Origin of the sequence: Streptomyces pristinaespiralis (genome assembly GCF_001278075.1) — a bacterium.
Classification (GTDB): Bacteria; Actinomycetota; Actinomycetes; order Streptomycetales; family Streptomycetaceae; genus Streptomyces; species Streptomyces pristinaespiralis.
In genome coordinates this window covers 1440136-1452977 of record NZ_CP011340.1, presented here as the reverse complement: position 1 = coordinate 1452977, position 12842 = coordinate 1440136, and the positions used below count along the sequence as shown (strand labels likewise).

The 12842-nt window shown below is 70.3% G+C and carries 10 protein-coding genes; 6 read left to right on the top strand and 4 right to left on the bottom strand.

All coding sequences use genetic code 11. The annotated features are described in order from the left end of the window. Window positions 1-53: 53 nt before the first annotated feature. From SPRI_RS06020 to SPRI_RS06010, 3 genes are all read left to right on the top strand, one after another. Window positions 54-821 (top strand): SDR family NAD(P)-dependent oxidoreductase, encoded by a 768-nt coding sequence (locus SPRI_RS06020; RefSeq protein WP_005309327.1) that lies wholly within the window; start codon window positions 54-56, stop codon window positions 819-821. Between the two features lie 114 nt (window positions 822-935). After that, window positions 936-1307: a MerR family transcriptional regulator gene (locus SPRI_RS06015; RefSeq protein ID WP_037773263.1), complete on the top strand. Its 372-nt coding sequence runs from the start codon at window positions 936-938 to the stop codon at window positions 1305-1307. A gap of 152 nt (window positions 1308-1459) precedes the next feature. Next, on the top strand, window positions 1460-2083 hold the full coding sequence (locus SPRI_RS06010) for an HAD family acid phosphatase (RefSeq protein WP_037773262.1): 624 nt from the start codon (window positions 1460-1462) through the stop codon (window positions 2081-2083). Between the two features lie 85 nt (window positions 2084-2168). Here SPRI_RS06010 and SPRI_RS06005 read toward each other — a convergent pair whose 3' ends face one another. The 4 genes from SPRI_RS06005 to SPRI_RS05990 form a co-directional block, all read right to left on the bottom strand. Beyond that, window positions 2169-3557 (bottom strand): OFA family MFS transporter, encoded by a 1389-nt coding sequence (locus SPRI_RS06005; RefSeq protein ID WP_037773261.1) that lies wholly within the window; start codon window positions 3555-3557, stop codon window positions 2169-2171. Window positions 3558-3675: 118 nt separating this feature from the next. Continuing rightward, complete coding sequence (locus tag SPRI_RS06000) at window positions 3676-5826, bottom strand: acetate--CoA ligase family protein (RefSeq protein ID WP_005309318.1); 2151 nt, start codon at window positions 5824-5826, stop codon at window positions 3676-3678. Next, window positions 5826-7055 (bottom strand): formyl-CoA transferase, encoded by a 1230-nt coding sequence (gene frc / locus SPRI_RS05995; protein ID WP_037775994.1) that lies wholly within the window; start codon window positions 7053-7055, stop codon window positions 5826-5828. The genes SPRI_RS06000 and frc overlap by 1 nt, the downstream gene beginning before the upstream one ends. 36 nt (window positions 7056-7091) lie before the next feature. After that, the gene (locus tag SPRI_RS05990; protein ID WP_005309314.1) at window positions 7092-8777 is read right to left on the bottom strand and encodes a thiamine pyrophosphate-binding protein; all 1686 of its coding nucleotides are present in this window, start codon (window positions 8775-8777) and stop codon (window positions 7092-7094) included. 196 nt (window positions 8778-8973) lie between these two features. Between SPRI_RS05990 and sucC the strand changes: the two genes are divergently transcribed. The 3 genes from sucC to SPRI_RS05975 all read left to right on the top strand — a co-directional run bounded on the left by sucC (window position 8974) and on the right by SPRI_RS05975 (window position 12819). Beyond that, window positions 8974-10101 carry an ADP-forming succinate--CoA ligase subunit beta gene (sucC, locus tag SPRI_RS05985; RefSeq protein ID WP_005309312.1) on the top strand — a complete coding sequence of 376 codons (1128 nt, stop codon included), beginning with the start codon at window positions 8974-8976 and terminating at the stop codon, window positions 10099-10101. 120 nt (window positions 10102-10221) lie between these two features. Then, window positions 10222-11112 (top strand): succinate--CoA ligase subunit alpha, encoded by an 891-nt coding sequence (gene sucD, locus SPRI_RS05980; RefSeq protein ID WP_005309310.1) that lies wholly within the window; start codon window positions 10222-10224, stop codon window positions 11110-11112. Window positions 11113-11277: 165 nt separating this feature from the next. Further along, window positions 11278-12819, top strand: coding sequence for an aldehyde dehydrogenase family protein (locus SPRI_RS05975; RefSeq protein ID WP_005309308.1), 1542 nt, complete (start codon window positions 11278-11280; stop codon window positions 12817-12819). The last annotated feature ends 23 nt before the right edge of the window (window positions 12820-12842 follow it).

The following is a 12842-nucleotide window of genomic DNA, read 5'->3' as shown; positions in this document are numbered from 1 at the left end:
CGGGCCGCCCCGGCCGCCCGTGTTGACCTTGCCGCTGGCGGCAGGGTTGCACGATGACCGGCATGAACAGCACCGCACCGCAGAGCAGCCGAATCATCGCCGTCACCGGAGCCGGCACCGGCATCGGCCGGGCCACCGCCCGCGCCTTCGCCGCCGAGGGCGCCCACGTCGTCGCGATCGGGCGGCGAAGCGAACCACTCAAGGAGACCGCGGCCGGGCACGAACGGATCACACCGCTCGCCGCCGACATCACCGCCGACGGCGAACCCGAGCGGATCGTCGAGGCCGTGTCGGACACATACGGTCGATTGGACGTCTTGGTCAACAACGCAGGCATCGTGCGCGGCGGCGCGCTCGGCTCACTGACGCCGGAGATGATCACAGCTCAGCTGGCCACCAACCTCATCGCCCCCGTCCTGCTGACGCAGGCGGCGCTGCCGCTTCTTGAGGCGTCGGGCGGAGTGGTCGTCAACGTCAGTACGTCTGTGGGGCAGCGGGCTTGGCCGGGCAGCTCGGTCTATGCGGCGACCAAGACCGCCCTGGAGCTGCTGACCCGCAGCTGGGCGGTCGAGCTGGCGCCCCGTGGAGTCCGGGTGGTGGCGGTCGCCCCCGGCGCGATCGAAACCCCCATCGCCGAGCATCAGGGCCTGACGCCCGGCCAGACGGCCGCGGTTCGGGAGTGGCAACTCGCGCACACCCCGATGGCCCGGATCGGCCGCCCCGAGGAGGTTGCCTGGGCGATCACGCAGCTTGCCGCACCGGCGGCATCGTTCGTCACCGGAGTGGTACTCCCGGTCGACGGCGGAGCGGTCGTGGCGTGACCGCTCCGCACACGCAGTGCCCCCGGCGGCAATCCGTCGGGGCACGGGCAGAGGCGGTGGATCACGCGCACGACTGCTGTGGGGCGCCGTAGAGTGGCCCGGGAGGTGGGACGGGTGCGGATCGGTGAGCTGGCCAGGGCGGTGGGGACGACCGCTCGTGCACTGCGGCACTACGAACAGGCCGGACTGATCTCCTCCGAACGCGCCCCCAACGGCTACCGCGTCTACGACGAGCAGGCGGCGGTGCGGGTCCGCAACATCCGCTACCTGCTGGCCGCCGGGCTCACTCTGGACGACGTGCGCGTGTTCCTGCCCTGCCTGGACGGCGATGTGGCTGCCGCACCGCCCTCGGGGAAGGGCCTGCGCGTCGCGCTGGAACGACTGGCGATCCTCAACGAACGGATTGCCGTCCAGACCGAGGCCCGTGACCGGCTGGAAGCCGCACTCCGTGAGAAGACCGGCGACCGGATCCGCCCGGTGGCCTGACCACGTCTCTCGAGGCCGACACAAAAGACGCTACCGACCGGTAGTAAGAATGTCGTCTGCCGTCCATCATTAAGCGCGAGCATGTCAACCCGTTCGTCCGACCCGGGCCGAACGGGCTCCCTGAGCTGCCTCGACACCCAGGAGAACCCCCCATGCATGCACGCATCTGGACGGTCCGCGCCACCGCGACCGCCGCCGCCCTGACCTTCGTCGCGGCCCTGCCCGTCGCCTCCGCCCACGCCGACACCACACAGGCCGCAACGACCGCGCAGACCCTTAGCGTCGACTACGACACCTGGCTGCGTGACGTCGCCGCCGTCGTCGCAGAGGCCCGGCCCTACATCGAGCAGCGCACCGCCGACGCCTCCGGCGAGAAGCAGGCGATCGTTCTCGACATCGACAACACCTCGCTGGAGACGCACTTCCACCCGTTCTGGAAGCTGCCCACCCCGGCCATCCAGGAGATGCGTGAGCTCGCCCGTTACGCCGACTCCCGTGGCGTCGCCGTCTTCTTCGTGACCGCCCGCCCCGGCATCATCCACTCGCTCACCGACTGGAACCTGAAGCAGACTGGCTACCCCGTCGACGGACTGTACGTCCGCGACCTGCCCGACCTCTTCGGCGAGGTCAGCGCCTACAAGACGGAGAAGCGCGCCGAGATCGAGGCCAAGGGCTACACGATCATCGCCAACATCGGCAACAACACCACCGACCTCGTCGGCGGGCACGCGGAGCGGACCTTCAAGCTCCCCGACTACGACGGTCAGTTGTCGTAGCCGTCCACGCACGGCCGGGCGGCCGCGGTGACCGGTCTCCCGGCCGCCGCGGCCGCCCGGGCCGCACCGTCCCACCGTGCTCCGCTCAGCCCATGTCCCGGCTGATCGGCTGCGGATTTGCCGCGATCCGGCCCTTGCGGGGCCGCCCCGGCGGATGCAGGAACGTCGCCACACAGCCGGCGAACAGCGAGATGGAACCGGCCAGGATGAACGCGCCCGCGTAGTCCCACGCGCCCACGACCACGGCGCCCATGCCGGAACCCAGCAGGCCCGACACCAGCTTCGAGCTGTAGACGAGGCCGTAGTTGGAGGCGTTGTTGTTCTCGCCGAAGTAGTCCGCCGTCATCGCCGCGAACATCGGGAAGATGGCGCCGCCGCCGAATCCCGAGATGCTGGAGAACAGCAGGAACAGCGGCAGGTTGTGGATGTTGCCCGACCACAGGATGCCGTACTGCGAGAGGCCGAGCACGATACAGACGAAGATCAGGCACTGCTTGCGGCCGTACCGGTCGGAGAGCCAGCCGATCACCCCGCGCCCCGTGCCGTTCACGATCGCCTTGAGGGACATCGCCGTCGCGACGATGCCGCCCGCGAAGCCGGCCTCGTCACCGAACGGCACCTGGAAGGCGATGCCGAAGATGTTCACACCGGACGTGCACAGCAGGCAGAACCACATCAGCGCCACCCGGCCGGTCTGCCACGCCTCCCTCGGCGTGTACTGCTTCACCGCCGGCGGGTTCTTCTCCAGGGCCCGCCGTGCCCGCGGGTCGTCCGGCTTGCGCAGCGGGTCGACCTCCGCCGGCCACCAGTTCTTCGGCGGGTCCTTGAAGAAGTAGCCCGCGACGGCGACCGTCGCGGCCAGGAACACACCGACGGAGACGAGGACCCAGCGGAAGTTCGTCAGGTCCATGTAGCCGGTGAAGATGAAGACGAACGGCACCGAACCGTAGGCGAAGCCGCCGTTGACGAACCCGGTCTTGCCGCCCTTGCGCTCCGGGTACCACTTGCCGACCATGTTGACGCAGGTCGCGTAGACCATGCCCGCGCCCATGCCGCTGAACATGCCGAAGCCGATGTAGGCGACCACCACATGGGGTGCGAACGCCAGCGAGACATAGCCCAGCAGGGTGCCCACCGCACCCAGCATCATCGCCCACCGGGCCGGCAGCCTGCCGCTCTCGCGCAGCTTGCCCGCCGGGAAGGCCACCGCGGCCTGGAAGAAGACCCACACACCGAGCATCCAGAAGATGTGCGAACTGCTCCAGCTGTGCGCGGTGTGCAGGGTGTCCTCGGCGGACGCGAACGCGTACTCCGCCGAGCTGATGCCCATCATGCCCACCCACGGCAGGATGACCATCCACTTGCGCTTGCGGCCCATGATGTCGATATCGGTCTCGCCGATCCGGTACATGCGCCCGTTGGCGTCCGTCACCTCCCTGAAGGGGACGGATGTGGAGATGTCGGTTGTCGTCATGGTGATCGAACCCCTCGCGTGGAAGAAGTCTGGCCAGCGCCCCCTGTCCGTTTCTCTTCGCACCGGGGTCCGCGGCGAGCGGTCACCGCAGACCCCGTGGTTCGAGCCGTCGCTCAGGTCATCGACCGCCCCCCAACAGGCCCGCGGCCCGGGCCCAGGCGTACTTCGCGCCGAGCGCCGCGACCGGCTTCTCCGTCGTGTACGGGTAGGCGACGACACCGCGCTCGAAGAGGTACTGGCACGCCTGCTCCACCTCGACGTCCCCGGCGAGCGACGCCACCACCGGCTTCTCGATCCCGCGCTCCCTGAACTCCCGCACCACACGCGCGGTGAGCTCCGCGAACACCATCGGAGGGGTGACGATCGTGTGCCAGTAACCCAGCACCAGCGCGTGGATCCGGGGATCCTCCAGGCCCAGCCGGATCGTCGCCTCGTACGTGGAGGGCGGCTCGCCGCCCGTGATGTCGATCGGGTTGCCGGCGGCGCCGAACGGCGGGATGAAGGCCTTGAAGGAGGCGTCCAGGTCCGGCGGGATCTCCATCAGGGACAGCCCGTTGTCGACGATCGCGTCCGACAGCAGCACCCCCGAGCCGCCGGCCCCCGTGATGATCACGATGTTGTCGCCCTGCGGCACGGGGAGGACGGGCAGCGCCCGCGCGTACTCCAGCATCTCGTTCAGCCCCGGCGCGCGGATCACCCCCGCCTGCCGCAGTACGTCGTCGTAGACCGCGTCGTCGCCGGCCAGCGCGCCGGTGTGCGAGCCGGCCGCCTTCGCGCCCGCCGCCGTACGGCCCGCCTTGAGGACCACCACCGGCTTCTTGCGCACCGTCTCGCGTGCGGCCTCGACGAACGCCCGTCCGTCCTTGAGGTCCTCCAGGTGCATCGCGATGCACTGCGTGTTGGGGTCCTCGCCGAACCAGGTGAGCAGGTCGTCCTCGTCCAGGTCCGACTTGTTGCCGAGACCGACGATCGCGGAGACACCCGTGCGTGTGGTCCGCGCGAAGCCGAGGATCGCCATGCCGATGCCACCCGACTGCGAGGTGAGCGCCACACCGCCCTTGACGTCGTAGGGCGTGCAGAACGTGGCGCACAGGTCCTGCCAGGTGGAGTAGTAGCCGTAGATGTTCGGCCCCAGCAGCCGCACGCCGTACCGCTCGGCGATCGCCACGATCTCCGCCTGGAGCTCGTGCTCGCCGGTCTCGGCGAAACCGGAGGGGATCAGCACCGCGTTGGGGATGCCCTTGCGGCCGACCTCCTCGAGAGCGGACGCCACGAACTTCGCGGGGATCGCGAAGACCGCCACATCGGGCTCGCCCGGAACATCCATCACGCTCTTGTACGCCTTACGGCCGAGTATGTCATCGGCCTTGGGGTTCACCGGGTGGATGTCTCCCGGGAAACCGCCGTCGATCAGGTTCCGCATGACCGAATTGCCGATCTTGCCCTGTTCGTTGGAGGCGCCGATGACCGTCACGGACAGGGGCTGCATCAGCCGCCGCATCGAGGTGAGCATCTCCTCACGGGAGTACCTGCGGCGCTCTGCCGGAACCTCGGTGCTGAGCAGGATCCGGACGTCGGCGGCCATCGCCCCGGCCGCGGAGGCGAACACCGGGTTCAGGTCCACCTCGGCGATCTCGGGGAAGTCGGCAGCCAGTTCGGAGACGCGGACCACCACGTCGGCGAGCGCGTCGCGGTCCACGGCCGCACCGCCGCGCACCCCGCGCAGGATCTCCGCCGCGCGGATGCCGTCCATCATCGACAGCGCGTCGTCCCGCGAGGCGGGCGCCAGTCGGAAGGTGACGTCCTTCAGCACCTCGACGAGCACACCGCCGAGGCCGAACGCCACCACCTTCCCGAACGTCGGATCGGTGACCGTGCCCACCAGCACCTCGGTACCGGACGGCACCATCTGCTGCACCTGCACCCCGAGGATGCGGGCCTCGGGGTCGTACGCCTTCGCGTTGGACACGATGGCCGTGAACGCGCCGCGCACCTCCGCGCAGGACTTCAGCCCGACCTGTACGCCGCCCGCGTCCGTCTTGTGCAGGATGCCGGGGGAGACGATCTTCATGGCGACCGGGAAGCCGATCCGGTCCGCCAGCGCCACCGCCTCGTCCGCCGTCTCCGCGAGCCCTTCGGCCGGGGTCGGGATCCCGTACGCGTCGGTGACCGCCTTGCCCTCGGGGGCCGTCAGCGCCGTACGGCCCTCGGCGAGCGCGCCCGCCAGGATCGCCCGTACCGCGGCCTGCCGCTCTGCGTGCTCCGCCACTAGATGACTCCGTTCGACTTGAGCAGGCTGAGCTCCTCGTCGCCGAGGCCCAGCTCGCCGACGTACACCTCTTCGTTGTGCTGACCGAGCAGCGGCGAGGTGACCACGTCCACGGGCGAGTCGGACAGCTTCAGCGGGCTGCCCACGGTGGTGAAGGTGCCGCGCTCGGGGTGCTCGACCTCGACGACCATCTCGTTCGCCGCCAGCGACGGGTCCTCGATGATCTCCTTGGTCGAGAGGATCGGCCCGCAGGGGATGTTGCGGGCGTTGAGCTTCTCCAGCACCTCCCACTTGGGGAGCGTCGCCGTCCACTCCTCGATCAGCTGGAACATCTTGTTCAGCTTCGGCAGCCGCGCCTCCGGCGTCGCCCACTCGGGGTCCTCCGCCAGCTCCGGCCGGCCGATGAGCTCCGAGATCGGCTGCCAGCCGACCGGCTGGACGATCACGTACACGTAGTCGTTCGGGCCACCGGGCGAGCACTTGACCGCCCAGCCCGGCTGGCCGCCGCCGGAGGCGTTGCCGGAACGGGGCACCTCGTCGCCGAAGTCCTCGTTCGGGTACTCGGCGAGCGGACCGTGCGCGAGCCGCTGCTGGTCGCGCAGCTTCACCCGGCAGAGGTTGAGCACGGCGTGCTGCATCGCCACGTTCACCCGCTGGCCGCGCCCGGTGCTCTCGCGCTGGTACAGCGCGGCGAGTATCCCGGCGACGGCATGGATGCCCGTGCCGGAGTCACCGATCTGTGCGCCCGTCGCCAGCGGCGGCCCGTCCTCGAAGCCGGTGGTCGACATGGACCCGCCCATCGCCTGCGCCACCACTTCGTACGCCTTGAAGTTGGTGTACGGGCCCTCCCCGAACCCCTTGATGGAGGCGTACACGATCCGGGGGTTGATCTCCTGGATCCGTTCCCAGGTGAAGCCCATCCGGTCCACCGCGCCGGGGCCGAAGTTCTCCACCATGACGTCGCTGCGGCGGATCAGCTCGGTGAGGATCTCCTTGCCGCGCTCCGACTTGGTGTTGAGGGTGATGCTGCGCTTGTTGCAGTTGAGCATCGTGAAGTAGAGCGAGTCGACGTCCGGGATGTCGCGCAGCTGCTTGCGCGTGATGTCGCCGCTCGGGGCCTCCAGCTTCACCACGTCCGCGCCCAGCCAGCCGAGCAGCTGTGTCGCGGAGGGCCCGGACTGGACGTGCGTCATGTCGAGGACGCGGACGCCCTCAAGAGCCTTGGTCATGGTCCTGGTCGTGTTCTGGGTCATGGCCGGCGCTCCTCACTTGTACATGGTCTGGTTCATGGTTCCGGGGGCGTACGCGTCGGGGTCCACCCACACGTTGATCAGCGACGGCAGCCCGGACTCGCGGGCGCGGCGCAGCGCGGGCGCGATGTCGGCGGGGTCGCGCACCTCCTCGCCGTAGCCGCCCAGCATCCGGGCGAACTCGTCGTAGCGGACGTCGCCGAGGGTGTTGCCGACCCGCTCGCGCTCCAGGCCGTACTTCTGGGCCTGGCCGTAACGGATCTGGTTCATGGAGGAGTTGTTGCCGACGATCCCGACGAAGGGGAGGTTGTAGCGGACCAGCGTCTCGAAGTCCCAGCCGGTCAGCGAGAACGCCCCGTCACCGAAGAGGGCCACCACCTCCTTGTCGGGGCGGGCCTGCTTGGCGGCCAGGACGAAGGGGACGCCGACGCCGAGGGTGCCGAGCGGCCCCGGGTCCATCCAGTGGCCGGGGGACTTGGGCTGGACGACCTGGCCGGAGAAGGTGACGATGTCGCCGCCGTCGCCGATGTAGACCGAGTCCTCGGTGAGGAAGTCGTTGATCTCGCTGACCAGGCGGTACGGGTGGATGGGCGAGGCGTCGGAGCGCAGCTGCGGCAGACGCTTGTCGAGCGCGGTCTGCTCGGCGGCGCGAAGCTCCTCGAGCCACGCCTTGCGCTTGACGGCACCGCCGTTGAGCCGTCCGGACACCGCTTCCGTCACGGACTTGAGGATCAGGCCCGCGTCACCGACGATCCCGAGGTCGATGTCCCGGTTCTTGCCCACCGTCCGGTAGTCCAGGTCGATCTGCACGACCGTGGCGGCCGGCGACAGCCGCTTGCCGTACCCCATCCGGAAGTCGAAGGGGGTGCCGACGATGACGATGACGTCGGCGCCTGCGAAGGCGTAGCGCCGCGAGAGCTGGAAGTGGTGCGGGTCGCCGGGCGGCAGCGTGCCGCGCCCGGCGCCGTTCATGTACGCGGGCATGTTCAGGGTGCGCACCAACTCGACGGCGGAGTCGGTGCCGCGGGTGGTCCACACCTGGCTGCCGAGCAGGATCGCCGGCTTCTCGGCGTGCACCAGCAGGTCGGCGAGCTTCTCCACCGCCTCCGGGTCACCGGCGCTGCGCGTCGAGGCCCGGTAGTGGCCGGCCTTCGGGACGCGCGCCTTCTCGACGGGGACCTTGGCGTCGAGCACGTCGCGCGGGATCTCCAGGAAGGAGGGGCCGGGCGCGCCGTGGTAGCACTCGCGGAACGCCATCGAGACCATGTCGGCGGCGCGTGCCGTGTCCGGCACGGTGGCGGCGAACTTGGTGATCGGCGTCATCATGTCGACGTGCGGGAGGTCCTGCAGCGAGCCCATCTTGTGCTGCGTGTGCGCTCCCTGACCGCCGATCAGCAGCATCGGTGACTCGGCGCGGAAGGCGTTGGCGACGCCGGTGACGGCGTCCGTGGTGCCCGGCCCGGCGGTGACGACCGCGCATCCCGGCTTGCCGGTGATGCGGGCGTAGCCGTCGGCGGCATGGGCGGCGACCTGTTCGTGGCGTACGTCGACGACTTCGATGCCTTCGTCCACGCAGCCGTCGTAGATGTCGATGATGTGGCCGCCGCAGAGGGTGTAGATGACCTCCACGCCCTCGGCCTTGAGTGCCTTGGCCACCAGGTGTCCACCCGAGATGAGTTGCTGGCTGTTGTCGTCGGGCATGGCGAAGTCCTGTCCCTTCGTAGGGGAGTCGGTGAGCTGTTCAGGGGGCGCCGGTACACCGCCCCGGTGTGCTTCGCGGTAGATTGCATACAGTCGACGAATACTGTATGAAGCTTGTTATCCCGCATCCGGTGGGTGGTGTCCAGGGGGCGTGCGGCACTTTCATTCGTTTCGGACGAAGCACTGGGAGCCCGGCATGGATCTGTACGAGCACCAAGCAAGGGAACTCTTCGGGGAGTACGGCATCCCCGTACCGGAAGCAGAGACCGCACAGACCGCCGCGCAGGCCCGCGAGGCAGCGGAACGGCTCGGCGGCCGCGTCGTGGTCAAGGCCCAGGTGAAGACCGGAGGAAGGGGCAAGGCCGGCGGGGTGAAGCTCGCCGCCGACGCCGCCGCCGCGGAAGTGACCGCCCGCCAGATCCTCGGCATGGACATCAAGGGCCACACCGTGCGCACGGTGATGCTCGCCCAGCCGGTCGACATCGAGGAGGAGTTCTACGTCTCCTACGTCCTCGACCGGGCCGCCGACGCCTTCCTCGCCATCGCGTCCGCCGAGGGCGGCATGGACATCGAGGAGGTCGCCGCCACCCGGCCAGAAGCGGTCGCGCGCATCCCCGTCCCGCCCGCAGAAGGCGTCACCGCCGACAAGGCCGCCGAGATCGCCGCGGCGGCCGGGCTGCCGCAGGAGACCGCCCCCGTCCTGCAGGCCCTGTGGCAGGTCCTGGTCCGCGAGGACGCCCTCCTGGTCGAGGTCAACCCGCTCGTGCGCACCACGGCCGGCGACATCCTCGCCCTCGACGGCAAGGTCACCCTCGACGACAACGCCCGCTTCCGCCAGGCGCGCTGGGGCAACGACGACGCCACCCTGCACGAGGACCCGCTGGAGGCGGTGGCCGCCGCCAAGGGCCTCAATTACGTCAAGCTCGACGGCACCGTCGGCGTCATCGGCAACGGCGCCGGCCTGGTCATGTCGACCCTCGACGTCGTCGCCGGCTGCGGCGCGAGGCCCGCGAACTTCCTCGACATCGGCGGCGGCGCCTCCGCGGCGGTGATGGCCGACGGGCTGTCCGTCATCCTCTCCGACCGTGACGTCAACAGCGTGCTCGTGAACGTCTTCGGCGGCATCACGGCCTGCGACGCCGTCGCCGAAGGCATCGTCCAGGCTCTCGACTCCGTACGCCTGACCAAACCCCTCGTCGTACGCCTCGACGGCAACAACGCCGCCCGCGGCCGGGCCATCCTCGAGGAACGCGCCCATCCCCTCGTCCAGCAGTCCACGACCATGGACGGCGCCGCCCGGCGGGCCGCCGACCTCGCCATCTGAGCGAGCCGAAGGGGCGCGGCGGCGTCGAGAGGGAGAACGAGCGGCCGAGCACGATCGACCGTCGACGCCGGCCGGGACGCCCCCGAGTCAACCGACCTGCAACAGAAAGGGCCAGGAATCATGGCGGTCTTCCTCACCAAGGAGAGCAAGGTCCTCGTCCAGGGCATGACCGGCGCGGAGGGCATGAAGCACACCCGCCGGATGCTGGCGTCCGGCACCGACGTCGTCGCCGGGGTCAACCCGCGCAAGGCGGGCCAGGTCGTCGACTTCGACGAGCGTGCCGTCCCCGTCTTCGGGGGCGTCCGCGAGGCGATGGCGGCCACCGGCGCGGACGTCGCCGTGGTCTTCGTGCCGCCGCCGTTCGCCAAGGCGGCCGTCATGGAGGCTGCCGACGCCGGCATCGGGCTCGCGGTCGTCATCACCGAGGGCATTCCCGTCCACGACGCCGTCGCCTTCCAGGCGTACGCCGCGGAGCGCGGCACCCGCATCATCGGGCCCAACTGCCCCGGCCTCATCAGCCCCGGCCAGTCGAACGCCGGCATCATCCCCGCGGACATCGCCGCGGAACCCGGCCGCATCGGGCTCGTCTCCAAGTCCGGCACACTGACCTACCAGCTCATGTACGAGCTCCGCGACATCGGCTTCTCCTCGGCGGTCGGCATCGGCGGCGACCCGGTGGTCGGCACCACCCACATCGACTGCCTCGCCGCCTTCGAGAAGGACCCCGACACCGAACTCATCGTGCTGATCGGCGAGATCGGCGGCGACGCGGAGGAGCGCGCCGCCGCCTACATCACCGAACACGTCACCAAGCCCGTCGTCGGCTACATCGCAGGCTTCACCGCCCCCGAGGGAAAGACCATGGGCCACGCGGGAGCGATCGTGTCGGGCTCCAGCGGGACCGCGGAGGCCAAGAAGCAGGCCCTCGAAGCGGCCGGCGTACGCGTCGGCTCCACACCGACCGAGACCTCGCGCCTGGTGCGCGAGCGGCTCGCGGCGGCCGAGCGCTGAGAGCTCACTCTCATTCACGGCACGTCGTGAGTAACCGGGTTACTTGCGGGTAACCCACGCGTACCGGGGTCGCCCGGGCGACCGGCGTGTGCGAGCCGGCCGCCCGCCCCCGTCGCCGAACGTCCTCCCGCCCCGTACGACACGTCACGAGCGGAGTTCACCTTCATGGCACCCACCCTCACCCTCAAGCCGGGCACGGCCTGGACCGACGCCTGGCAGCGCTGCGCCGCCGTCGCCCCCGAAGCGTTCCGGGACGACCGCGTCCTCAACCTCTGGGCCGCGCGCTGGCACGCGGACGGCCGCGCCCTCCCCGCCACCAGCCCCGTCGACCAGAGCCCCGTAGCCGGCCCGCCCCGGCTGGACACGACCGCCGCCCGGCAGGCCGTGCGCGCCTCGCTCGACCAGCACCGCGCCTGGCGCCACATCCCCCTGCCGGAACGCCGCGCCCGCGTCGCCGCCACCCTCGACGCCCTCGCCGAGCACCGCGAACTGCTCGCCCTCCTCCTCGTCTGGGAGATCGGCAAGCCCTGGCGGCTCGCCCAGGCCGACGTCGACCGCGCCATCGACGGGGTCCGCTGGTACGTCGAAGGCATCGAGCCCATGCTGGACGGCCGCTCACCCCTCGGGGGACCGGTCTCCAACATCGCCAGCTGGAACTACCCCATGTCCGTCCTCGTCCACGCCATGCTCGTCCAGGCGCTGGCCGGGAACGCGGTGATCGCCAAGGCCCCGACCGACGGCGGCGTCGCCTGCCTCACCCTCGCCTGCGCCCTCGCCGTCCGTGAAGGCGTGCCCCTGACCCTGGTCAGCGGCAGCGGCGGGGAACTCTCGGAGGCCCTCGTCCGCTCCCCGGAGATCGGCTGCGTCTCCTTCGTCGGAGGACGCGACACCGGCGCCCGCATCGCCACCGCCGTGGCCGACCTCGGCAAGCGCCACATCCTGGAGCAGGAGGGCCTCAACACCTGGGGCGTCTGGAACTACACCGACTTCTCCGCCCTCACCGCCGTCATCCCGAAACTCTTCGACTACGGCAAGCAGCGCTGCACCGCCTACCCCCGGTTCGTCGTCCAATGTGAGTGCTTCGCCGACTTCCTCGCCGCCTACCTGCCCGCTGTACGCTCGATCCGCACCGGCCACCCGCTCGCCGTCGAACACCCCGACGACCCGCTGCCCGCCCTCGACTTCGGGCCGCTCATCAACGCGGCCAAGGCCAAGGAACTGGGCGACCAGGTCGCCGAGGCCATCGACCGCGGAGCCGTACCCCTCCACCGGGGGACGCTCGCCGACGGCCGCTTCCTCCCCGGCCAGGACACCTCCGCCTACCTCCCGCCCGTCACCCTGCTCGGTCCGCCCCCGTCCTCCCCACTGCACCACGCCGAACCCTTCGGCCCGGTCGACACCATCGTCCTCGTCGACACGGAGGCGGAACTGCTCGCCGCGATGAACGCCTCGGGCGGCGCGCTCGTGGCGACCCTCTCCACGGACGACCCGGCGACCTTCCGGCGTCTCGCCCCGCAGATCCGCGCCTTCAAGACGGGCCACAACAAGCCCCGTTCACGCGGCGACCGCGACGAGCTGTTCGGCGGCTTCGGCGCCTCCTGGCGCGGCGCGTTCGTCGGCGGTGAGCTGCTGGTGCGGGCCGTCACGGAAGGCCCGGCGGGGGAGCGGCTGCCGGGCAATTTCCCCGACTACCAGCTCAACGCCTGACGAGGCGTCTGCTCACCACGGCC

Coding starts and splice junctions, on each gene's coding strand:
- SPRI_RS06020 (WP_005309327.1), top strand. CDS start 54: ATGACCGGCATGAACAGCACCGCACCGCAGAGCAGCCGAATCATCGCC.
- SPRI_RS06010 (WP_037773262.1), top strand. CDS start 1,460: ATGCATGCACGCATCTGGACGGTCCGCGCCACCGCGACCGCCGCCGCC.
- SPRI_RS06005 (WP_037773261.1), bottom strand. CDS start 3,557: ATGACGACAACCGACATCTCCACATCCGTCCCCTTCAGGGAGGTGACG.
- frc (WP_037775994.1), bottom strand. CDS start 7,055: ATGACCAAGGCTCTTGAGGGCGTCCGCGTCCTCGACATGACGCACGTC.
- SPRI_RS05990 (WP_005309314.1), bottom strand. CDS start 8,777: ATGCCCGACGACAACAGCCAGCAACTCATCTCGGGTGGACACCTGGTG.
- sucC (WP_005309312.1), top strand. CDS start 8,974: ATGGATCTGTACGAGCACCAAGCAAGGGAACTCTTCGGGGAGTACGGC.
- sucD (WP_005309310.1), top strand. CDS start 10,222: ATGGCGGTCTTCCTCACCAAGGAGAGCAAGGTCCTCGTCCAGGGCATG.
- SPRI_RS05975 (WP_005309308.1), top strand. CDS start 11,278: ATGGCACCCACCCTCACCCTCAAGCCGGGCACGGCCTGGACCGACGCC.